Source organism: Rhizomicrobium sp., assembly GCA_037200045.1.
Classification (GTDB): Bacteria; Pseudomonadota; Alphaproteobacteria; order Micropepsales; family Micropepsaceae; genus Rhizomicrobium.
The window spans coordinates 2227773-2250314 of sequence record JBBCHM010000001.1; the positions used below are offsets into that span (position 1 = coordinate 2227773).

Genomic DNA, 22542 nt, shown 5'->3' on the forward strand with positions numbered 1-22542 from the left:
TCAGTGTGAAGACGGAGGCGTTAAAAGTCAAGAAAGATGACGCCGGTGTCATCGATCTGACGTGCCGGGACGGCTCGGCTAGTCCCGGGCTTCGGTATAGATCACCAGCTTCAGGCTCGGGTCGTCATTGGCCTGGAAGCTGGTGTACTGCAGGCGCAACGCGCCCTTGCGCGGATGGGTCAGCCGCTTCTGCCCGGCGATGGTCTCGCGAAGATCGTGGGTGTCCCACCAAACGGCGAATTCGGCGCAGCCGGAGCGCAGACGTTCCAGCAGATCCGTGAACGCGGGATCCTGTGCCCAGAGGTCGTGGGTGGCGCGGAATTGGGCCACCATCCGCCGGGCTTCCCGCTCCCAATCCGCGCCGAACAGCGCGCGGGTCTTGGGATTGGTGAGCACCAGGATCAGCGTGTTGCGGTCCGCCTCGGCAATGCGGTCGAACGCGAAGAGCTCGGCGGCTGCGGCGTTCCAGGCCAGCACATCCCAGCGCCGGCCCGTCACATAGGCCGGAAGGTTCAAGGCCTCGACGGTCTGCCGCAAGCTGTCGGGCACGACCTCCCGCCCCAACGGACGGCGCTCGGCGTTGCGGGTCAAGGCCCGCAAATGCGCCTGTTCCACCGGATCGAGGCGCAAGGCGCGCGCCAGGGACTCCACGGTGGTCACCGATGGACTGACGGCGCGGCCCTGTTCCAGGCGGATGTACCAGTCGGTGCCAATGCCGGCGAGTTGCGCCACTTCCTCGCGGCGCAATCCCGGGGTCCGGCGCCGGCGACCGCCGGGCAGGCCCACGGCCTCCGGCGACAGCCGGCTGCGGCGCGAGCGGAGGAAATCGCCCAGTTCACGGTTGACGGCCTGATCCACGAAACCCTCGGAAGCAGTCTACAATCCTAGGATAATAGCAGGTCTGCATCCGGTTTTCCAGACATGCGACGGAGGGGCGTCATACCAACGGAAACCGACCATGAAAGCCGCCGTCCTCAAGGAATTCGGAACCCCCCTCGTCATCGAAGACCTGCCCGATCCCGTGCCCGGCACCGGAGACGTCATCGTCGATGTCGTGGCGGCCGGCGTGCTGCCCTACATGGCCGAGGTTTTGAGCGGGAAGCGGAAATACCTGATGGCGTTGCCGATGGCGCCCGGCGCTGGCGCGGTCGGCCGCGTTCGCGCCATCGGCCCCGATTCCACAAGGCTCAGGATCGGCGAATGGGTGATCTGCGATCCGACGGTGCGCTCGCGCGACGACGCCAGAACGCCCGACATCACGCTGCAGGGCCTAAGCGCGCGCGGCGAGGGCGGCCTGAAACTGCAGCAGCACTATCACCACGGTTCCTGGGCGGAGCGGATGCTGGTCCCGACCGAGAACGTCTTTCCCCTCGGCCCGATCGATGCGGCCGATGCGGGGATGTGGTGCGTCCTCGGCCTCTACCTCGTGCCCTATGGCGGCCTCCTCGCCATCGATCTCAAACCGGGCGAGACGCTGCTGGTGAGCGGCGCGACGGGGAATTTCGGCAGCGCGGGCGTGGCGGTGGCATTGGCCATGGGCGCCGGCTGCGTCGTGGCGCCGGGCCGCAACGAAGCGATGCTCGAAAGCCTGAAGCGCCGGTTCGGCGCGCGCGTTCGAACCGTGAAACTGACCGGCGACGAAGCGGAAGACATCCGGCGCATGAAAGCCGCGGCGCCGGGCCCCATCGATGGCGTGCTCGATCTGCTGCCGCCCTGGGCGCCCGCCTCGGCCGTCCGCGCCGCCGCGATGACGGTGCGCGAATATGGCCGCGTCGTCCTGATGGGCGGCGTCGGCATGCTGGGCGGCGGCGACCTCGCGCTCCCTTATCCGTGGATCATGCGCAACAACATCACGGTCAAAGGCCAGTGGATGTATCCACCCGCCGCCAACACGCTGATGATAAACTTGGTGCGCGCCGGGCTGCTGGACATCGCGACCGTGGAGACCACGGCGTTCCCGCTGGATCAGGCCAACGCGGCGGTGGCGAACGCGGCCGCGAAAGGCGGCAGGTTCAAGCGCACGGTGATCTGTCCCTAAGCCGCTCGCGTGGCGCTCAGCCCTTCTCGCTGAGCGTTCCCTTGGTCGAGGCGACGCCCCCCTCGAGCCGCTCATCGGGCTCGATCGCCTGGCGCAGCGCCCGCGCCGTGGCCTTGAAACAGGTCTCCACGATGTGGTGGCTGTTCTCGCCATAGAGGTTCTCGATGTGCAAGCAGATGCCGGCGTTCTGCGCGAAGGCCTGGAACCACTCCTTGAACAGCTCGGTGTCCATCTCGCCCAGCTTGGGCTTGGGGATGTCGACCCGCCAGATCAGATAGGGCCGGTTCGACACGTCGATGGCGACGCGGGTCAGCGTCTCGTCCATCGGGATGGTGGCGGCGCCGAAGCGGGTGATGCCGGCGAAATCGCCCAGCGCCTTCTTCACCGCCTGGCCGATGACGATGCCGGTGTCCTCGGTGGTGTGATGGAAATCGACATGCAGATCGCCCTGGGCGCGCACCTTCAGGTCGATCATCGAATGGCGGCCGAAGCTGTCCAGCATGTGGTCGAGGAAACCGATGCCGGTGTCGATATCAGTGAGGCCCGAGCCGTCGAGGTCGAGCGAAACGGAAATCTCCGTCTCGCGAGTCTTTCTTTCCACCGTGGCGGTACGCATGGCGCGGCATTCCCGATTCTGTGACGGTTTCTTATCCCAATCGTCCCGCGCTGTCGAAACGCCGGCTCAGGCGGCGCGGGGCAGCCGGAATACGCCGGTCGAGGGCTGCAGGCCGTCGGTCCCCATCAGCGCGAGCGATCCCGTCGCCGCATTGGCCTCGAAGGCGAGCCGGCTGTTGACGTTGGCGATGGGCGGCTGGAACCAGGCGAAGTCGTCGTCGCAGGGCGGCAGCGCCCGCGCCGCCGCGGCGCGGCCCAGGCTGTCGATCGGCCGCGCGCGCCAGCCGGCGCCCTGCCGCTCGATCGGGGTCTCGAAATGATTGGCGACGCACACCGCGTGCCCTTCGACGTTTCGGCACGCCGCCGCCGTCTCCGTGCGCTCGATGATGCAGCCTTCGCCGTCCCGCACGCCCGACAGAAGGAAGATCGCCGGCACGGCAAGCCGCGTCTCGCTCAGCATCGTTTTGGCCGCGCCATAGTCGGCGGCGCTCTCCAGCACCAGGCGCAGCAGATGCGCCGGCGGCATGCCGGTCTCGCCCCTGACCCGGACACGGTTCCTCACCCAGTCGCCGGCATAACCCGCGTTCCGCTTGCGCATCGGCGCCTGGTTGATCGCGGCGGCGAAGCGTCCCGGCGCCAGCCCCTGGAAGCTGCCGCTCAGCCCCGGCCAGGTGATGTTGTAGAAATCGCCGGCGCGTCCCGATTGATGCGCCACCACCATGGACGTGCCGAGATCGGGAAACGGCCAGTCGAGCACGCGGCGCATCACCGGACCGTCTTCGCCGCGCCACACCCCCCCGGTGCAGCCCCATTCGAAACACAGATTGAGGAAATAGACGCCGCGGATCTGCAGCAGCTCCGCCAGCGCGTCGATCTCCGACAGGAACGGATTGTCGGCGCGCCGCAGCCAGTTGCGCGAGGCGCGGTCGCCGAGCGGCAGCGCCAGCGCGCCCGCCGCGCGCGAGGCGAAGCCGAACGTGCCGGTCGCGGCCCGCGCCAAAGCGCGCGCCTTGTCGGGATAGAGCCTGAGCAGGTCGAGCGAGGTACCGCCGCGAATGTCCGCGTAAGGAATATTCGGCAGTTCGCCCATGGTCACCGGTCCGGATTGCCCTGCCAGCCGCCATACATCGGATTGGGCAGCAGGAAGAGATGGTCGCCGATGCCGTCGCCGGCGTCGCTCTCGCTCATCGCGCGCAGCAGCCTGCCGCGCCGGTCGAGGATGGCGAGATCGGTGACCTGGTCGCCAAGCCACATCACCGCGATGGGCCGGCCATGGGCTTTCGTCGTGAGCGCCGTTTCGGCGCCGCGCCAGCGTTCGGTCTTGTCGGAATGATCGCCCGTCATGCCGATCTCATAGTCGAACCAGATTCCGGCTTTTTTGAGGGTCGCCTTGGTCAGCGCGTCGTCCTCGCCCGCGCGGTTCGTCACGATGCCCACCAGCCCGCCGAGCTTGTGCACCGCGTTGGTGAAAGCGGCGGCGCCCGGCACGTCCGCCGCCATCTCGGCCTTCACCCAGCTTCGCCATTGCCCGTCCTTGAATTCGCCGCCGCAGATCTGGCGCTCGCGCTCGAACAGCGAATTGTCGATCACCGTCTCGTCGGCATCCATCAGCACCAGCCAGGTGCGCGGCTTGTGCGTCCTGGCCAGGCGCTGGGCGGCCGCCAGCGCCTCGTCATAGAGGTTCACGCTCAGCCGGCAATATTCCAGCGAATTGCGCTGCCAATGCACGCCGTCCGGCGGCTTCCTGGCCGGCGCGGTGCACTGCCAGGGATCGGTTTCGCCGGCCACCGGCGGCGGGACCGTCCAAACCCTTGTCATGCGCGCCTGGCAGTCATAGGTGAGGGGTGCGGCAAGGGCCGGTTGCGCCAGCCAGAGCAGGGCGCCTAGGCTTGCCGCTACAGCGAAATTCCTCATTTGCGCTAGCCCCTTAAACGGTTCGTGCGACACAGGTGACACTTTTATGACAACCAAGGAAAGATGGCGCTCCACCACCATCCTGTCGGTGCGCAAGGGCGGCCGCGTGGTGGTCGCCGGCGACGGCCAGGTTACGGCGGGCGCCACGGTGATGAAATCGAACGCGCGCAAGGTGCGCCGCATCGGCAAAGGTGCGAACGGGGGCGACGTACTGGTCGGCTTCGCCGGCGCCACGGCGGACGCCTTCGCCCTGTCGGAGCGGCTGGAGGCCAAGATCGAGCAGCATCCCGGCAATCTGGCGCGCGCCTGTGTCGAACTCGCGAAGGATTGGCGCACCGACCGCTATCTGCGCCGGCTGGAGGCGATGATGGCGGTGGCCGACGCCAAGACCTCGTTGATCCTTTCGGGCACCGGCGACGTGGTCGAGCCGGAGGACAGCCTGATCGGCATCGGCTCCGGCGGGCCCTACGCGCTCGCCGCGGCGCGGGCGCTGATCGGCCTCGATTTGTCGGCGGAGGAGATCGCGCGCCGCGCCATGAAGATCGCCGCCGACATCTGCATCTACACCAACGACAACGTCGTCATCGAAAGTCTCGAGAGTAAATGAGTTCCTCCTTCACCCCCCGCGAGATCGTTTCCGAGCTCGACCGCTACATCGTCGGCCAGCACGACGCCAAGCGCGCCGTCGCCATCGCCCTGCGCAACCGCTGGCGCCGCCAGCAACTCGGCCCCGAGCTGCGCGAAGAGGTCCTGCCCAAGAACATCCTGATGATCGGCCCGACCGGCGTCGGCAAGACCGAGATTTCGCGCCGGCTGGCCAAACTGGCGCAAGCGCCCTTCCTGAAGGTCGAGGCGACCAAGTTCACCGAGGTCGGCTATGTCGGCCGCGACGTCGACCAGATCGTGCGCGACCTGCTCGAAGTCGGCATCGCCCAGGTGCGCGGCCAGCGCCGCCGCGAGGTCGAGGCCCAGGCGGAAGCCCGCGCCGAGGAACGGCTGCTGGACGCCCTGGTCGGCTCGTCCTCGGGCAACACGCGCGAAAGCTTCCGCAAATCGCTGCGCGCCGGCGAGCTCGACGGCAAGGAGGTCGAACTGGAGATGAAGGATGCCGGCGGCATGCCGAGCTTCGAGATTCCCGGCATGCCGAACGCGCAGATTTCGATGCTCAATCTCTCCGACATGTTCGGCAAGGCGTTCGGCCAGAAGGGCAAGAAGCGCCGCATGACGGTGGCCGAGGCGCATGAGCCGCTGGTGGCGGAAGAGGCCGACAAGCTGCTCGACGAGGACCGCATCGTGCGCGACGCGATCGAGACGGTGGAGAACCACGGCATCGTGTTCCTGGACGAGATCGACAAGATCTGCGCCAGGAGCGAGATGCGCGGCGGCGGGGATGTGTCGCGCGAAGGCGTGCAGCGCGATCTCCTGCCGCTGATCGAAGGCACCACGGTCGCGACCAAATACGGCCAGGTGAAGACCGATCATATCCTCTTCATCGCCTCGGGCGCGTTCCACATCGCCAAGCCCTCGGACCTTCTGCCCGAATTGCAGGGCCGGCTGCCGATCCGCGTCGAGCTCAAGGCGCTGACGCGCGAGGATTTCCGCCGCATCCTGACCGAGCCGGAAGCCAGCCTGATCAAGCAATATGTGGCGCTGCTGAAGACCGAGGAGGTCGCGCTGGATTTCACCGAGGACGGCATCGCCGCCATCGCCGATCTCGCGGCGCAGGTGAATGCCAGCCTGGAGAATATCGGCGCGCGGCGGCTGCAGACCATCATGGAGCGCGTGCTGGACGAGGTGAGCTATTCGGCCAGCGAGCGGGGCGGCGAGACGATCACGGTTGACGGCGCTTATGTCCACGGCCGGGTCGACGACCTGGCGAAGGACCAGGATTTGTCGCGGTATATTCTTTAGTGCTTGGTGTCATGGCCCGCGCATGCGGGTGACTGTGTTGTCAGTCAAGCATTTTGGCGGGATGCCAGGGGGTATCGGCTTTGACGATGCTGTTTGCCAGAGCGATGAGCTTTCGCGCGACGGCGACGATGGCGACTTTTCTGGGCTTTCCGGCGTCGACGAGCCGCCGATAGAAGGCCTTGAAGGTGGGATTGCAGCGGATGGCGGAGACCGCCGCCATATAGGCTGCGGTTCGCACGCAAGAGCGGCCGCCGCCGATATGATCGCTCCGCAGGGATGTTCCGCTGCGCTGGGGATGGGGGGCAAGACCGGCCAGGCTGGCGGCCTGATGGCGGTTGAGGCTTCCCAGCTCGGGCAGGTCGGTGATGAGGACGGATGCCACGACGGGTCCGATCCCCGGAATCGTGCGCAGCAGCTCGTTCCTGTGACGGATGGCGTCGTCCTGCGCGATCGCCTGGGCGAGCGCGGCCTCGATGCGGCAGCGTTCGGCGTTGAGGCCGGCGATGACGGTTCGCAGGCTTTGAAGGACGAAGCGGTCGCGCGTCATCTTCAGCCGGGTCTTCTCCTGGACCAGGAGCTCGACCAGTTGGCGGCGCCGGGCCGACAGGCCGCGGATCGCTTCGGCCTTTTGGCTGGGAATGGGACGGATGTCATCCTCCGGCATGGCCAGAGCAAAGCGCGCGATGAGTTCGGCGTCGAGGGCATCGGTCTTGGCCCGCCGGCCCAGGAAGTTGCGATAGCCGCGCACCCGGCCGGGCTGGACGCGGGCGACCTGAAGGCCGGCGTCGCTCAACGCCCGGGCGGCCGGATACTCGAGCCCGCCGGTGGCCTCCAGCACGACCCGCTGCACGCCGCGACGCTGCAATTGCCGGCGCAGCGCCGCGATCCCGCGCCCGGCATTGTCGAAGGCCAACGAGATGCGCTGCGGCAATACAAAAACATCCAGCCGGGCCTTCGACACGTCGATCCCGGCAACACAAAGTGCTGTCATGAGATGGTCCTCGCCTGTATGCGGGCTCGCCGCCACGGCGACGGCCCTTCTGACTGTCCGGACAAACTCCTACGATGCCGCCGTGCGCAAACCCGCGTCTCGAACCGATCCGAAGGATCGTTCCGCCACCCAGCGCGCTACGGCAGCACCGGCAAGCTTAACAAGCCCGCAAGAACACACATACAGGCCACCCAGGTGACGCCGAGCACTGACCGCGAAACTTTAGACCCGCCTGAACTATCCGCCGCGTGCCGCTATCAACTGGGTGGCCCGCAGTCGCGGGCCATGACAGATCGGTGGTTTGCCCCTCACCCCATCGGCGGCATTTTTTCGAAGGCCGGCAGGTTGCGGTCGATATGGGCCCAGGGCTGCGCCGAACTCACAAACAGCGCGCCGCCGATCCTGATCCAGCTCGGATCGTCCATCGACCCGGCCTTGACGACCGTCAACGGCGCCGCATGCGGCACGCTGTACAGCGGCGAGCCGCACTCGGCGCAGAAATACCGCGTCACCTCACCGCCATTGTCGCCCGTCACCGTGTAGCCCTTGGGCGTTCCCTGGGTCACGGCGAAGGCCGGCCTCGGCAGAAGGACGGCGACCGTGGCCGCGCCGCCGGTCGATTTCTGGCAGTCGCGGCAATGGCATTCCATCACGGCGATGGGCTCGCTCGCGGCTTCGTAACGGACGGCCCCGCAAAGGCATCCGCCCTGAAAAGGTGCCACCATGCAATCCCCCCGAAACAACACTCCCGAGCAAGTGTAATGCGCGATGTGCCGACACGCCAGTTGACCCCGAAGGCGTTTATTGCAAAAAGCAGTCTCTCCCAAGTCACATAAAGGTTTTGACATATGGCGCGGCAGAACTACCTGTTCACCAGCGAAAGCGTGTCCGAGGGGCACCCGGACAAGGTCTGCGACCGGATTTCCGACGAGGTGGTCGATCTGTTCTTCCGCGAAGGCCCCAAGAGCGGCCTTTCGGAGTGGGACATCCGCGCCGCCTGCGAAACCATGGCGACCACCAACCGCGTCGTGATCGCGGGCGAGACCCGCGGTCCCAAGCACATCATGGTCGACGACGTGGTCGAAGTCGCCCGCCAGGCGATCAAGGACATCGGCTATGAGCAGGCCGGGTTCCACTGGCGCAACGCCAATATCGAGGTGCTGCTGCACGCCCAGTCGCCGCATATCGCCCAGGGCGTCGATGCCTCCGGCAACAAGGACGAAGGCGCGGGCGACCAGGGCATCATGTTCGGCTATGCCTGCCGCGAGACCCCGGCGCTGATGCCGGCGCCGCTGTTCTACAGCCACAAGATCCTCGAATTGCTGGCCCATGCGCGCAAATCCGGCGCGGAGAAGACGCTCGGCCCCGACGCCAAGAGCCAGGTCACGCTGCGCTACGAGAACGGCAAGCCCGTCGAGGTGACGCAGATCGTGCTCTCGACCCAGCACCTGCACGAAGACCAGACCTCGGCCGACATCCGCAAGATCGTCGAGCCCTATATCCGCAAGGCGCTGCCGACCGCCTGGATCAGCGACAAGACGGTGTGGCACGTCAATCCGACCGGCGCCTTCGTGGTCGGCGGCCCGGACGGCGATTGCGGCCTCACCGGCCGCAAGATCATCGTCGACACTTACGGCGGCGCGGCCCCGCATGGCGGCGGCGCGTTCTCCGGCAAGGACCCGACCAAGGTCGACCGCTCGGCCGCCTATGCGGCGCGCTATCTGGCCAAGAACGTCGTGGCGTCCGGCCTGGCCGACCGCTGCACGATCCAGATCGCCTACGCCATCGGCGTCGCCGATCCCCTGTCGGTCTATGTCGACACCCACGGCACCGGCAAGGTCGAGGAAGCCAAGCTCGAGAAGATCCTGCCCGAGCTGATGAGCCTGAAGCCGCGCGGCATCCGCCAGCATCTGGGGCTGAACAAGCCGATCTATGCGCGGACCTCGGCCTATGGCCATTTCGGCCGCGAGCCCGATGCCGAAGGCGGCTTCTCCTGGGAGAAGACCGACCTCGCCGACGCGCTGAAAAGCGCGGTGTGATCGATACGCCGGAGCGCCGGCGCCGGATGCTTTACGGCCGGCGCAAGGGCCCGGCGTTGTCGGCGCATCAGGAGAGCTTGCGCGAAACGCTGCTGCCGCGGCTTTTGCTGCATATCGAGCCTGGCGCGGACCCACACGTCTATTTCGGGACGCCCGTCACCGACATCTGGCTTGAAACCGGCTATGGCGCCGGCGAGCATCTGCTCTGGCAAGCGCAGCATCATCCCGACATCGGCCTGATCGGTGCCGAGCCCTATATTTCCGGCACGGCGAAACTTCTGTCGAAACTCGAAGCCACGCCGCTGCCCAATATCCGCCTCCACGAAGACGACGCCCGTGACATCATCGATGCGCTGCCCGACGCCAGCATCGGCCGCTTTTTCCTCCTGTTCCCCGATCCCTGGCCCAAGACCCGCCATCACAAGCGCCGCTTCCTTCAGACGGAAATGCTGGACAGGCTGGCGCGCATCCTGAGGCCTGGCGCGGAACTGCGCTTCGCCAGCGACGATGCGGGCTATCTCGCCTATGCGCTGGAGCGGCTGATGGCGCATCCGGCTTTCGCCTGGACCGCCAAGTCCCAAGCGGATTGGAAAACCCGCCCCGCCGACTGGCCGCCGACCCGCTACGAAGCCAAGGAACTGCACGGCCCGCCGGTGTTCCTCCGCTTCGTCCGGCGCTGAGCGCAATCCGGCCGCAATCGCGCACTATTTCCGGCCCGGACGGTTTGGTAAGCTGGGTGCATGATCGACGACGACGGCGACATCAAACAGCCCCTCGGCATCTGGGACATGGGCGTGGTCGGGATTGCCGCGGTCCTCACCCTGGCCGGCATCGCCACCTGCTTCTTCACCTTCACGGTCCCCTCCGAGAAGCCGTCCGCCCAGCCGACCGAAGTCACCGTGGGCCTCGGCCAAGGCAGCGCGATCCATCCGGCCAAGCCGCAGCCTTAATTGACCCTCGCGGCTTGAAATCGGGCCTTTCGAAGCGTACATAGCCGTCATCCCAGACAACAGAACGTACTGTTGTGTGGCGGTCGAAAGACCGCCGCGCGGGAAAAGGCTTTGCATTCGGGAGTTCCTCGCCTCGTGATTTCCGCCATGGCCCATCTGGAGCCGATCATCGAACCCGCCGTGGAAGCGGCCGGGTTCCGGCTCGTGCGCCTGCGCCTGATGGGCGGCAACACCAAGACGCTGCAGATCATGGCCGAGCGCCCCGACGGCTCGATGAATGTCGAGGATTGCGCCACCCTGGCCCGCGCCCTGCAGGACTTCCTGGAGCAGGAAAGCCCGATCGAAGGCGATTTCGAGCTGGAGGTTTCCTCGCCCGGCATCGACCGGCCGCTGACCCGGCTGACCGATTTCGCCCGCTGGGCCGGGCACGAGGCCAAGCTGGAACTCCACACCCCGATCGACGGGCGCAAGCGGTTCCGCGGCCGCCTGCTCGGCCTCGACGGACAGGACGTCACAATCGAGAGCCAAGGTCAGCGCCTTTCGGTTCCGTTCCGCGGCATTGCGGAGGCCAAGCTGGTGCTGACCGACGCGCTCATCGCCGAAGATCTGAAGGCGCGCAAACGCGCGCAGTGAACTGAAGGAGAGATAATCATCATGGCTTCCATTGCCGCCAACCGGACCGAGCTTCTGCAGATCGCGGACGCCGTCGCGCGCGACAAGTCGATCGACAAGCAGGTGGTCATCACCGCGATGGAAGAGGCGATGCAGCGCGCCGCCAAGGCCCATTACGGCAGCGAGAACGACATCAAGGTCGACATCGATCCCAAGACCGGCGAGACCCATGTTTCGCGCTACCTCCACGTCGTGGAGCTGGTCGAGAACGACAAGACCGAGATCAGCCTGGCCGACGCGCGGGCCCGCAACCCCGCCGCCCAGGTCGGCGACATCATCGCCGAGACGCTGCCGCCGGTCGATTTCAACCGCATCAACGCGCAGAACGCCAAGCAGGTGATCGTGCAGAAGGTGCGCGACGCCGAGCGCGAGCGCCAGTTCGACGAGTACAAGGACCGCATCGGCGAGATCGTGCACGGCATCGTCAAGCGCTCGGAGTTCGGCTCCGTCGTGGTCGATCTCGGCCGCGCCGAGGGCGTGGTGCGCCGCGACGAGATGATCCCGCGCGAAAGCTTCCGCGCCGGCGACCGCATCCGCGCCTATATCTACGACGTGCGCCGCGAGACCCGCGGGCCGCAGATTTTCCTGTCCCGCTCGCATCCCCAGTTCATGGTCCGCCTGTTCGCCCAGGAAGTGCCGGAGATCTATGACGGCATCATCGAGATCCGCGCCGTGGCGCGCGATCCGGGCAGCCGCGCCAAGATCGCGGTGATCTCCAAGGATTCCTCGATCGATCCGGTCGGCGCCTGCGTCGGCATGCGCGGCGTGCGCGTCCAGGCCGTGGTGCAGGAGCTGCAGGGCGAGCGCATCGATATTATTCCGTGGAACAACGAAGCCGCGACCTTCATCGTCAACGCGCTGGCGCCGGCGGAAGTCTCCAAGGTCGTGCTCGACGAGGACACCCATCGCACCGAAGTCGTGGTGCCGGACGAGCAGCTTTCGCTCGCCATCGGCCGCCGCGGCCAGAATGTGCGCCTGGCGTCGCAGCTCACCGGCTGGCAGCTCGACATCCTGACCGAGGCCGAGGAATCGGAGCGCCGCCAGAAGGAATTCACCGAACGTACAAAGCTGTACATGGATTCACTCGACGTCGACGAGACCGTGGCGCAGCTTCTGGCCTCCGAAGGCTTCGCGACCATCGAGGACGTGGCCTATGTGCCGCTGAACGAACTCGCAGCCGTCGAAGGCTTCGACGAGGAAACCGCAACCGAGCTGCAGCAGCGTGCGCTCGAATTCATCGAGGCAAAGAACAAGGAAATGGACGACAAGCGCAAGGAACTCGGCGTGCAGGACGACATGCTGGAGGTCGACGGCGTCACGCCGGCGATGGCGGTCGCGCTCGGCGAGCACGACATCAAGTCGCTCGAGGATCTCGCCGGCTGCGCCACCGACGACCTGCTCGGCTATTACGAGGTCAACAAGGAAAAGGAACGCGTCCGCATTCCCGGCGCGCTGGAAGGCTTCAACCTTTCGAGCGACGACGCCAACGCGATCATCATGAAGGCCCGCGTCAAGATGGGCTGGATCGAGGAGCCGGTCGTGGAAGCGCCGGCCGAGGACGGCGAAGCGACGGAGGACGCCGAGGCTTGAATCACGCACGCGCCCTCGCCAAGGACGACGACACGATGCGCGAAAGGCGGTGCATCGTCGGCGGAGAGGTCTTGTCCGAGGACAAGCTGATCCGCTTCGTCGTCTCGCCCGAGGGCGAGGTGACGCCCGACATCGCCGCGGTCCTTCCCGGCCGCGGCATCTGGGTCGGCGCGACGCGGGACGCCATCGACAAGGCCGTCAAGAAGAACCTGTTCGCCAAGGCGGCCAAGGCTCCGGTCAGGGTCGCGCCCGATCTGGCGGATCGCGTGGAGAAGCTTCTCCTGGCGCGCATCCAGGCCGATCTCGGCATGGCGCGGCGCTCGGACCAGATATTCCTGGGCTTCGAGACGGTCCAGCGCGCGCTGCAATCCGCCGCGCCGCCGGCGCTGATCTTCGAAGCCCTGGACGGCGCCTCGGACGGCAAGCGCAAGCTGTTCGGCGCGGCGCATGCGCGGGGCCTGAATATCGAGACGATCCAGTGCCTTAGCTCCGCGGAATTGGGCTTGGCCCTGGGCCGCGAGAATGTGATACATGCAGCCCTCAAATCCGGGCGCCTTCAGGAACGGTTGAGCTTCGACGCAGGGAGGCTGAAGGGCTTTCGCGCGCCGCACGGACCCTTTGAAAGAGACGAATGAGCGATACGAACGATACCACGAAGAAACCGGCCGGCGGCAGGACACCCCTGACGCTCAAGAAGGTCGAGACTTCGACTGTGAAGCAGAGCTTCAGCCATGGCCGCACCAAGGCGGTCGTGGTGGAGAAGAAGCGCACGCTCGGTCCCACGCCGCCGCCCGTCAAGGCGCCGTCCGCCCCGACCCGGGTGGCTTCGCCCGCGCCCGCCGCGCCCCATTCGGCGCCGCCGCCGCCCGCGCCGCGCGGCGTCGTGCTGCGCCAGCTCACGGAAGAGGAAAAGGCCCGCCGCGGCGCGGCCCTCGCCGATGCCCGCGTCCATGAGGAAGAGGCCCGCAAGCGGGCCGAGGACGAGGCGCGCACCCGCGTCGCCGAAGAAGAAAAACTGAAGATCGAGCGGCTCGCCGCCGAGAAGCGCAAGGCCGAGGAAGACGCGCGCAAGGCCGCCGAGGAATTGGCGCGCAAGCACGCCGCCGAGGAAGTCGCGCGCCGCGAACCCAAATCGGAAGCCGCGCCGGGCGTGGCCGCCGCCGCGACCGCCGGAGCAGCCGCCGCCACGCCGGCCGGTGCCGCCGCGCGCGTGCGCCGTCCGCTGGAAGAGGAAGAAGAAGAGGCCACGACCAAGAAGGGCACCAAGGTGCCCGCCAAGCCGGTGCCCGCCAAGAAGATCGGCGAGGACAGCCGCCGTCGCGGCAAGCTCACCGTCACCAAGGCGCTGTCGGGCGACGACGAGCGCATGCGCTCGGTCGCGTCCTACCGCCGCCATCTGCAGCGCGTGAAGGGCGTGCAGGTCGCGCCCGCCGGTCCCGCCGGCCCGCGCGAGGTCGTGATTCCGGAGACCATCACGGTCGCCGAACTCGCCAACCGCATGGCGCGCCGCTCCGTCGACATCATCAAGGTGCTGATGAAGAACGGCCATATGGCCACGGCCAACGACGTGATCGACGCCGACACCGCCGAACTGGTCGCCGCCGAATACGGGCACACGGTCAAGCGCGTCGCCGAGTCCGACGTGCTCGAGGGCCTGAAGGGCGGCGAGGACGATGCCGGCCATCTGGTCTCGCGCCCCCCCGTCGTCACCGTCATGGGCCATGTCGATCACGGCAAGACCTCGCTGCTCGATGCGCTGCGCAAGACCGACGTCGTGTCGGGCGAAGCCGGCGGCATCACCCAGCATATCGGCGCCTATCAGGTGCAGCTCAAATCGGGCCAGAAGATCACCTTCCTCGACACGCCCGGCCATGCCGCGTTCACCGCGATGCGCGGCCGCGGCGCCAAGGTCACCGATCTCGTCATCCTGGTGGTGGCGGCCGATGACGGCGTCATGCCCCAGACGGTGGAGGCCATCGCGCACGCCAAGGCGGCGCATGTCCCGATCATCGTGGCGGTCAACAAGATCGACAAGGGCTCGGCCGATCCGATGCGGGTCAAGACCGAATTGCTGCAGCACGAGATCCAGGTCGAGGAACTCGGCGGCGAGACGCTCGCCATCGACGTGTCGGCGACCAAGGGCACCAACCTCGACAAGCTGGAAGAAGCGATCCTGCTCCAGGCCGAAATCCTCGACCTCAAGGCCAATCCCGACCGCACCGCCGAAGGCGCGGTGATCGAGGCCAAGCTCGACCGCGGCCGCGGGCCGGTGGCGACCGTGCTGGTGCAGCGCGGCACGCTGCATGTCGGCGACATCGTGGTGGCCGGCTCCGAATGGGGCCGCGTGCGCCTTTTGCAGAACGATCGCGGCGAGACCATCCCGAGCGCCGGGCCGGCCATGCCGGTCGAGGTGCTTGGCCTTTCCGGCGCGCCGGAGGCCGGCGACGAAATGGTCGTGGTCGAGAACGAAGCCCGCGCCCGCGAAGTCACCGAGTACCGCGAGCGCAAGCGCCGCGAGGCGCGCCAGGCCGCGTCCTCGCGCCAGACGCTCGACCAGTTGCTCAAGACCCGCGACAGCGGCGAGAAGCGCCTGCTGCCGCTCGTCATCAAGTCGGACGTGCAGGGCTCGTCCGAGGCGATCCAGGGCGCCCTGGCCAAGATCGGCACCGACGAAGTCGCGGTGCAGATTCTCCAGGGCGGCGTCGGCGGCATCACCGAGAGCGACATCATCCTGGCGCACGCATCGGGCGCGGCGGTGATCGGCTTCAACGTGCGCGCCGACAAGCTCGCCCGTGAACGCGCCAAGCGCGACGGCGTCGAAATCCGCTACTACAACATCATCTACAACGTGGTGGACGACATCAAAGCCGTGCTCTCGGGCATGCTGGCGCCGGAGATACGCGAGAAATTCCTCGGCAATGCCGAGATCCTGGAGGTGTTCGAGATCTCCAAGGTCGGCAAGGTCGCGGGCTGCCGCGTCACCGACGGCATCGTGCGCCGCGGCGCCAAGGTGCGGCTGATCCGCGACAATGTCGTGATCCACGAGGGCGAGTTGTCGACCCTCAAGCGCTTCAAGGACGAGGTGCGCGAGGTCCAGACCGGCCAGGAATGCGGCATGGCGTTCGCCAACTACCAGGACATGAAGAAGGGCGACGTCATCGAATGCTTCGAGGTCGAGACCATCCAGCGCGCGCTGTGACGGCCGCCTCGGGCTAGCGATCGCACGAAGGTTCGGCCATGAGCGGGTCCCCCGGCTTGCAGCGTTTCCGCTTCGCCGTCGGCGAGGCGCTCAAGCGCGGCGACGTGGCGGGCGCGATGAACTTCGCCGACCAGGCGGTGGGCCAGGGCATCGAGGACATCGACCTTCTGACCCTTGCCGGCCAGTGGCGGCTGCGCGCCGGCCAGGTCGCGCGCGCTCTTACGGTCTTCGAACGCGCCCGCGCGCTGGGCCCCGACAATCCCGAGGCGCTGACCGGGCTCGGCATCAGCCTGACGATGCTGGGCCGCCCGCAAGAGGCGCTCGCCGCCTTCGACCACGGCCTCGCCGTCGCGCCCGGCGCGCGCTATCTCGTGCCGCACCGCGCCCAGGCGCTGGAGAATGCCGGCCGCTTGCGCGAGGCGCAGGCCGCGCTGGAGCAGCTCGTCGCCGCCGCGCCGGACAATGCGCGGGCGCTCGAACAGCTCGCCAGCCTCTGCGTGCGGCGCGGCGACATGGCGGCAGCGCGCGATTATGCGACCCGCGCGCTGAAGATCGCGTCGCCGCTGCCGGCCGCGACCATCGCCGTCGCCGCCGCCGAACTCTCCGATGGGAATTACGAAGCGGTCCGCGCGCTCGTGGCGCTGCTCGGCGCCGAGCCTGGGATCGGTCCGGCGAACCAGTCGATCGCGCTGGGCCTTCTGGGCGACGCGCTGGACGGGCTGGACAAGCCGGACGAGGCCTTCGCCGCCTACACCGCCGCCCGCGAAGCCTTGCGCGGCCCGATGGCGGCGATGTTCCAGGGCACGGAGAGCGCGCTCGACCGCGTGCGTCGGCTTGAATCCTATTTCCGCGAGGCGCCGATCGCGCCGTGGCACGCCGATCCGTCCGCCGCCGTCGCGAGCCCCGTAAAGACACACGTCTTCTTGGTCGGCTTTCCGCGCTCCGGCACGACGCTGCTGGAACAGGCGCTCGCCAGCCATCCCAGCATCCGCACGATGGAAGAGGTCGATTGCCTCGGCGCCGCCGCCGGCGAATATTTCCGCGCCGAAGACGGCATGGCGCGCTTCGCGGCGCTCGGCGACGACGATCTGGCGCGGCTGCGCGCGGCCTATTGGCGACGCGTCGGCGAGGCCGGCATCGCGGCCGACCGGCCGGTCTTTATCGACAAGATGCCGCTCAATTCGGTTCATCTCGGCGTGATCGCCCGATTGTTCCCGGGCGCGAAAGTGCTGTTCGCCCTGCGCGATCCCCGCGACGTGGTGCTGTCCTGCTTTCGCCGCCGCCTGGTGATGACGGCGCATCTGTACGAGCTCTCGACGCTCGCCGGCGCCGCCGCGTTCTACGACGCGGTGATGGCGCTGGCGCGGCTCTATCGCGAGAAGCTGGCGCTGCCGGTGCTCGATCTGAAGCACGAGGACATGATCGCCGATTTCGACGGCGAGACGCGCCGGGTCTGCGATTTCCTGGGCGTCGAATGGAGCAAAAAGATGCGCGATTTCGCCGCCGACGCGAAACAGCGCGACATCAAGACCCCCAGCGCCATGCAGGTGGTGCGCGGCCTCAACGCCGACGGTGCCGGCCAGTGGCGGCGCTTCGCGGCGCAGCTCGCGCCGGTCCTGCCGGTGCTGGCGCCCTGGGTTGTGCGTTTCGGCTATCCGGAATAGGAGGCGCCCATGTCCCGCCGTCACGATTCAACCCCGCGCGATCACGGACCGACCCAGCGCCAGCTTCGGGTCGGCGAGATGCTGCGCCATGCCCTGGCCGACGTCCTGCGCCGCGACGAAATCCGCGATCCCGATCTCGCCGGCGTCTCGGTGACGATCACCCAGGTCAAGCCCTCGCCCGACATGCGCCATGCGACCGTGTTCTGCGAGCCGCTCGGCGGCAAGAACGCCAAGGGCGTGATCGCCGCCCTTAACAAGCACAAGGGCTTCCTGCGCGGCGAGATGGGCCGGCTGATCGCGCTGAAATTCACCCCCGAACTGCGCTTCATGGAGGACGATTCCTTCGCCGAGGCGCAAAAGATCGAGAACATCCTCAAATCCAGCCGCGTCCAGCAGGACCTCAAGGACGAGGAATAGGCTGGCCTCGGGTTTGCAGCGCCTCTTTCCGCCAGCGGGATGCGTCCCGTTTCGAAACACGCGGAGAATTGCCCATGCTCGCTTCGATCAAGCCCACGGCCAAGGTGCTGCTCAATTCGGCACTCTCGCTGCTGCCGGAGACGGCGCGGCTGAAATACAAGGAGCATCACGAGCTGCGCTATTGGCGCGGCGTAGCCGCAACCATGGTCAAGAACCCGGCGCAGCAGGCGCATGAGCGGGCGCATTACGAATATTTCTTCACGAATTTCTTCGGCCTGACCAAGGCGGACTATGATGGCAAGGCGGTGCTCGACATCGGCTGCGGCCCGTGCGGCAGCCTGGAATGGGCCGACAATACGCACGAGCGCGTCGGCCTCGATCCATTGGCGAGCGCCTATCGCAAGCTGGTCGAGGACGACCGCCAGAAGATGGCCTATTGCGCCGCGCCGTCCGAGAAGATCCCCTATGCCGATGGCCATTTCGACATCGTCACGACCTTCAACAGCCTGGATCACGTCGACGACGTCGACGCGACCGTGGCCGAGCTCAAGCGGGTCACGTCCCCGAAGGGCCGCATCCTGGTGATCGTCGAATTCGGCCACGCGCCGACGCCGACCGAGCCGCACCGGCTGGATGAGAACATCGCCGACAAATTCGGCCCGGAGTTCAAGGCGCAGGGTGTGCGCCTGTTCGGCGTCCGCGCGGACCACAATCTCTACGCCTCGATGAAGGACAACGTGCCCTATGTGAAGGGCGAAGAAGGCATCATCGCGATGCGGCTGGAACGGGTTTAAGCGACGTTGTCATTCGCCGCGAATGCGGCGAACCCAGTTGACGTTTGTCCGATCGATGCGCGTTGCACCTGGGTCCGCCGCATTCGCGGCGGATGACAATAGGGGCTCCTGACAATTACCTTGCTAAAGGGCGTTGCCCTTGGCAGAAGCCCGCCATGGCACGCAGGAAGAAGGGCCAGAAGGTCCATGGCTGGGTCATCGTCGACAAGCCGCAAGGCATGACGTCCACCCAGGTCGTGGGCGCGGTGCGGCGCATTTTCGACGCCCAGAAGGCCGGCCATGCCGGAACCCTCGATCCGATGGCGACCGGCGTGCTCGCGGTCGCGCTCGGCGAGGCGACCAAGACCGTGCCTTACGCGATGGATTCGGAGAAGACCTATCGCTTCACCGCCCATTGGGGCGAGGCGCGCGACAGCGACGACGCCGAAGGCAAAGTCACCGCGATCTCCGACAAGCGCCCTACGAAAGACGAGATCGAATCGGCGCTTCCCCGATTCACCGGCGCCATCGTCCAGGTGCCGCCGGCCTACTCCGCGATCAAGGTCCAGGGCGAGCGGGCCTATGACCTGGCGCGGGAAGGCGAGGTGGTGGAACTCGCCCCCCGCACCGTCGAGGTCTACGAGGCCCGCTTGCTCGGCCAGCCTGATCCGGACCATGCGGAGTTCGAAATCCATTGCGGCAAAGGCACTTACGTCCGCTCCTGGGTCCGCGACCTGGCCTTGGCGCTGGGCACGGTCGGCCATGTCTCCCAGCTTCGGCGTACCCAGGTCGGGGGATTTACCGAAGAAATGGCGATCCCCCTAGCGCGGGAGGGGGGTAATGTGCATATTCCCGCCGCTTTTGAGCACTTGAGGCCCATTGCGACCGCGCTGGACGGCATCCCGGCGCTGGCCGTCACGGGCCCGGATGCGGTCCGTCTTCGAAGCGGCAATCCGATCCTGATCCGCGCGAATCATTTCGCACGGATCACGGAAGGCCAATCCGAGACCGACGATCTTCAAGGGCTCACGGTTTTTCTTCAGACCTCTGAGGGCGAGCCGGTGGCGCTGGCGGAAATCGCATTGGGCGAGCTTCGGCCATTCCGTGTTTTCAACCTCTGAAGGACCCGACGCCGAACATGATTACCCCGGAACGCAAGAAGGAAGTCGTTGCGCAATACGCGATCAAGGAAGGCGACACCGGTTCGCCGGAAGTCCAGGTCGCGGTGCTCAGCGAGCGCATCAACAACCTGACCGATCACTTCAAGCAGCACGCGAAGGACAACCATTCGCGCCGCGGCCTGATCAAGATGGTCTCGACGCGCCGCAAGCTGCTCGACTACGTCAAGACGACCGACGTGGCGCGCTACAATTCGCTGATCGAACGCCTAGGGCTTCGCCGCTGAACGGCCGGCCTACACTCCTCACAAGGTTTCGCGTGAGGCTCGCGATGGTCGCGGGCCCGCGCGTTTGCGCGTCCACTGGCATGGGCCATGTGGATGCATCCGCACGTTCGGGCATGAGGCCCGGCGTGCAAAGCACCGCCGCAATCCGGCGCCGGTGCACGAAGAAAGAAGACTGAAGATGTTCAACGTACACAAGGAATCGTTCGAATGGGGCGGCAGAACGCTGACGCTCGAAACGGGCAAGGTTGCCCGCCAGGCCGACGGCTCGGTCGTCGCCACTTACGGAGAGACCGTGGTGCTGGCCACCGTGGTCGGCGCGCCCAGCCCGCGCGAGGGAATCGATTTCTTCCCCCTCACCGTGAACTACCAGGAACGCTATTACGCCGCCGGCAAGATCCCGGGCGGCTATTTCAAGCGCGAGCGCGCCCCGACCGAGCGTGAGACCCTGATCTCGCGCCTGATCGACCGCCCGATCCGCCCGCTGTTCGCCGAAGGCTATCGCAACGAGACCCAGGTCGTCGTGCAGGTGCTCTCCCACGACATGGAGAACGATCCCGATATCGTCGCGCTGGTCGCGGCCTCGGCGGCGCTCACCATTTCGGGCATTCCCTTCATGGGCCCGATCGGCGCCGCGCGCGTCGGCTATATCGACGGCGAATACAAGCTGAACCCGCCGATCGACGACTATGCGAACTCCAAGCTCGACCTCGTCGTCGCCGGCACCGCCGACGCCGTCCTGATGGTGGAGTCCGAGGCGCAGGAATTGTCCGAGCAGGTGATGCTCGGCGCCGTGATGTTCGGCCATCGCGAGCTGCAGCACGCGATCAACGCCATCATCAAGCTGGCGGAGAAGGCGGCGAAGGAGCCGCGGCCGCTGCCGGACGTCGGCACGCATGTGCTGGCGATGGAGATCGAGAAGGTCGCCGGCATCAATCTCGCCGGCGCGTTCCAGATCCCGGTCAAGTTCGAGCGGCGCGACCGCATCGCCGAGATCAAGAAGAAGACGGCGGAGTATTTCGTCGGCGAAGGCGACGGCAAGGTCTCGGCCAAGGAATTCGGCAATTTGTTCCATGACCTGGAAGCCAAGATCATGCGGGGGGCGGTGCTCGACACCAAGACGCGCATCGACGGCCGCGACCTTGTCACGGTGCGTCCGATCGTGGCCGAAGTCGGCATCCTGCCGCGCACCCACGGCTCGGCGCTGTTCACCCGCGGCGAGACCCAGGCCTTGGTCGTGACCACCCTCGGCACCACCGAGGACGAGCAGTTCATGGACCAGCTCGAAGGCACCGTGAAGCAGAACTTCATGCTGCACTACAACTTCCCGCCCTACAGCGTGGGCGAGACCGGCCGCATGGGCGCTCCAGGCCGCCGCGAGATCGGCCATGGCAAATTGGCGTGGCGCGCGATCCATCCGATGCTGCCGAGCAAGGAAGAGTTCCCCTACACGCTGCGCGTCGTGTCGGAGATCACCGAGTCCAACGGCTCGTCCTCGATGGCGACCGTCTGCGGCACCAGCCTCGCGCTGATGGACGCCGGCGTCCCCCTGAAGAAGCCGACCGCCGGCATCGCGATGGGCCTCATCCTGGAAGGCGAGCGCTATGCGGTGCTCTCCGACATCCTGGGCGACGAGGATCATCTCGGCGACATGGACTTCAAGGTGGCGGGCACCGAAGACGGCATCACCGCGCTTCAGATGGACATCAAGATCTCCGGCATCACCGAGGAGATCATGCGCGTGGCGCTGGACCAGGCCAAGGGCGGCCGCATCCATATCCTCGGCGAGATGAACAAGGCGATCGATCACGCCCGCGGCGAGCTCGGCGAGCACGCTCCGCGCATCGAGCAGATCAAGATCCCGACCGACAAGATCCGCGAAGTGATCGGCTCGGGCGGCAAGGTGATCCGCGAGATCGTCGAGAAGACCGGCGCCAAGATCAACATCGAGGACGACGGCACGGTGAAGATCGCCAGTGCCGATGGCGAGTCGATCAAGGCGGCGCTGAAGTGGATCAAGGGCATCGTGGCGGAGCCCGAGGTCGGCGAGATCTATGACGGCAAGATCGTCAAGGTCATGGATTTCGGCGCCTTCGTGAACTTCTTCGGACCCAAGGACGGGCTCGTCCATGTGTCGGAGCTTGCCGCCGGCCGCGTCAACAAGCCGTCCGACGTGGTCAAGGAAGGCCAGGCGGTGAAGGTCAAGCTGCTCGGCTTCGACGACCGCGGCAAGGTTCGCCTGTCGATGAAGCAGGTCGACCAGGTGACCGGCGAGGATCTCTCCAAGAAGGCGAAGTCCGACGCCCCGGCGGCCGAATAAGCCGCACTTACGAAACAAAGCCGCCCGCGAGCGATCGCGGGCGGCTT

The 22542-nt window shown here is 66.7% G+C and carries 22 protein-coding genes; 16 read left to right on the plus strand and 6 right to left on the minus strand.

Annotated features, from left to right (window positions below; genetic code table 11):
- Positions 1 to 78 precede the first annotated feature (78 nt).
- Entirely contained in the window at positions 79 to 858 is a 780-nt protein-coding gene (locus tag WDM86_10725; GenBank protein MEI9990503.1) for a helix-turn-helix transcriptional regulator, read from the minus strand.
- Positions 859 to 958: 100 nt separating this feature from the next.
- Between WDM86_10725 and WDM86_10730 the strand changes: the two genes are divergently transcribed.
- Entirely contained in the window at positions 959 to 2038 is a 1080-nt protein-coding gene (locus WDM86_10730; GenBank protein ID MEI9990504.1) for a zinc-binding alcohol dehydrogenase family protein, read from the plus strand.
- 16 nt (positions 2039 to 2054) lie between these two features.
- On the opposite strand, the gene hisB is transcribed toward WDM86_10730, so the two are convergent.
- The 3 genes from hisB to WDM86_10745 all read right to left on the minus strand — a co-directional run bounded on the left by hisB (position 2055) and on the right by WDM86_10745 (position 4567).
- On the minus strand, positions 2055 to 2654 hold the full coding sequence (gene hisB / locus WDM86_10735; GenBank protein ID MEI9990505.1) for an imidazoleglycerol-phosphate dehydratase HisB: 600 nt from the start codon (positions 2652 to 2654) through the stop codon (positions 2055 to 2057).
- A 66-nt stretch (positions 2655 to 2720) separates the two neighbouring features.
- Complete coding sequence (locus WDM86_10740) at positions 2721 to 3743, minus strand: hypothetical protein (protein ID MEI9990506.1); 1023 nt, start codon at positions 3741 to 3743, stop codon at positions 2721 to 2723.
- A 2-nt stretch (positions 3744 to 3745) separates the two neighbouring features.
- Complete coding sequence (locus WDM86_10745) at positions 3746 to 4567, minus strand: HAD family acid phosphatase (GenBank protein MEI9990507.1); 822 nt, start codon at positions 4565 to 4567, stop codon at positions 3746 to 3748.
- 46 nt (positions 4568 to 4613) lie between these two features.
- On the opposite strand from WDM86_10745, the gene hslV reads away from it, so the two are divergent.
- Together hslV and hslU are read left to right on the plus strand one after the other, a co-directional pair.
- Complete coding sequence (gene hslV / locus WDM86_10750; GenBank protein ID MEI9990508.1) at positions 4614 to 5174, plus strand: ATP-dependent protease subunit HslV; 561 nt, start codon at positions 4614 to 4616, stop codon at positions 5172 to 5174.
- The gene (gene hslU, locus WDM86_10755) at positions 5171 to 6478 is read left to right on the plus strand and encodes an ATP-dependent protease ATPase subunit HslU (protein ID MEI9990509.1); all 1308 of its coding nucleotides are present in this window, start codon (positions 5171 to 5173) and stop codon (positions 6476 to 6478) included. The genes hslV and hslU overlap by 4 nt, the downstream gene beginning before the upstream one ends.
- A 40-nt stretch (positions 6479 to 6518) precedes the next feature.
- Here the strand turns inward: hslU and WDM86_10760 are convergent, their stop codons facing one another.
- Together WDM86_10760 and WDM86_10765 are read right to left on the minus strand one after the other, a co-directional pair.
- Positions 6519 to 7469 (minus strand): IS110 family transposase, encoded by a 951-nt coding sequence (locus WDM86_10760; protein MEI9990510.1) that lies wholly within the window; start codon positions 7467 to 7469, stop codon positions 6519 to 6521.
- A gap of 308 nt (positions 7470 to 7777) precedes the next feature.
- Positions 7778 to 8194, minus strand: a complete 417-nt coding sequence (locus tag WDM86_10765; protein ID MEI9990511.1) for a GFA family protein — start codon at positions 8192 to 8194, stop codon at positions 7778 to 7780.
- A 123-nt stretch (positions 8195 to 8317) separates the two neighbouring features.
- On the opposite strand from WDM86_10765, the gene metK reads away from it, so the two are divergent.
- The 13 genes from metK to pnp all read left to right on the plus strand — a co-directional run bounded on the left by metK (position 8318) and on the right by pnp (position 22495).
- Positions 8318 to 9508, plus strand: a complete 1191-nt coding sequence (gene metK / locus WDM86_10770) for a methionine adenosyltransferase (GenBank protein MEI9990512.1) — start codon at positions 8318 to 8320, stop codon at positions 9506 to 9508.
- Positions 9505 to 10188 (plus strand): tRNA (guanine(46)-N(7))-methyltransferase TrmB, encoded by a 684-nt coding sequence (locus tag WDM86_10775; GenBank protein MEI9990513.1) that lies wholly within the window; start codon positions 9505 to 9507, stop codon positions 10186 to 10188. The genes metK and WDM86_10775 overlap by 4 nt, the downstream gene beginning before the upstream one ends.
- Positions 10189 to 10248: 60 nt before the next feature.
- Positions 10249 to 10458 (plus strand): hypothetical protein, encoded by a 210-nt coding sequence (locus WDM86_10780; protein ID MEI9990514.1) that lies wholly within the window; start codon positions 10249 to 10251, stop codon positions 10456 to 10458.
- Between the two features lie 147 nt (positions 10459 to 10605).
- Positions 10606 to 11091 carry a ribosome maturation factor RimP gene (gene rimP / locus WDM86_10785; GenBank protein ID MEI9990515.1) on the plus strand — a complete coding sequence of 162 codons (486 nt, stop codon included), beginning with the start codon at positions 10606 to 10608 and terminating at the stop codon, positions 11089 to 11091.
- Positions 11092 to 11112: 21 nt separating this feature from the next.
- A complete protein-coding gene (gene nusA / locus WDM86_10790) occupies positions 11113 to 12720 on the plus strand; it encodes a transcription termination factor NusA (GenBank protein ID MEI9990516.1) in 1608 nt (535 codons plus the stop codon).
- Complete coding sequence (locus WDM86_10795; GenBank protein ID MEI9990517.1) at positions 12717 to 13355, plus strand: RNA-binding protein; 639 nt, start codon at positions 12717 to 12719, stop codon at positions 13353 to 13355. The genes nusA and WDM86_10795 overlap by 4 nt, the downstream gene beginning before the upstream one ends.
- The gene (gene infB, locus WDM86_10800) at positions 13352 to 15919 is read left to right on the plus strand and encodes a translation initiation factor IF-2 (protein ID MEI9990518.1); all 2568 of its coding nucleotides are present in this window, start codon (positions 13352 to 13354) and stop codon (positions 15917 to 15919) included. Before WDM86_10795 ends, infB begins: the two co-directional genes overlap by 4 nt.
- Positions 15920 to 15957: 38 nt before the next feature.
- Entirely contained in the window at positions 15958 to 17583 is a 1626-nt protein-coding gene (locus WDM86_10805; protein MEI9990519.1) for a sulfotransferase, read from the plus strand.
- A 9-nt stretch (positions 17584 to 17592) separates the two neighbouring features.
- Positions 17593 to 18000 carry a 30S ribosome-binding factor RbfA gene (rbfA, locus tag WDM86_10810; protein MEI9990520.1) on the plus strand — a complete coding sequence of 136 codons (408 nt, stop codon included), beginning with the start codon at positions 17593 to 17595 and terminating at the stop codon, positions 17998 to 18000.
- A 74-nt stretch (positions 18001 to 18074) separates the two neighbouring features.
- A complete protein-coding gene (locus tag WDM86_10815) occupies positions 18075 to 18794 on the plus strand; it encodes a class I SAM-dependent methyltransferase (protein MEI9990521.1) in 720 nt (239 codons plus the stop codon).
- Between the two features lie 155 nt (positions 18795 to 18949).
- Positions 18950 to 19894, plus strand: a complete 945-nt coding sequence (gene truB / locus WDM86_10820; GenBank protein ID MEI9990522.1) for a tRNA pseudouridine(55) synthase TruB — start codon at positions 18950 to 18952, stop codon at positions 19892 to 19894.
- 17 nt (positions 19895 to 19911) lie between these two features.
- A complete protein-coding gene (gene rpsO, locus WDM86_10825; protein ID MEI9990523.1) occupies positions 19912 to 20178 on the plus strand; it encodes a 30S ribosomal protein S15 in 267 nt (88 codons plus the stop codon).
- A gap of 178 nt (positions 20179 to 20356) precedes the next feature.
- Positions 20357 to 22495 (plus strand): polyribonucleotide nucleotidyltransferase, encoded by a 2139-nt coding sequence (gene pnp, locus WDM86_10830; GenBank protein MEI9990524.1) that lies wholly within the window; start codon positions 20357 to 20359, stop codon positions 22493 to 22495.
- Positions 22496 to 22542 lie beyond the last annotated feature (47 nt).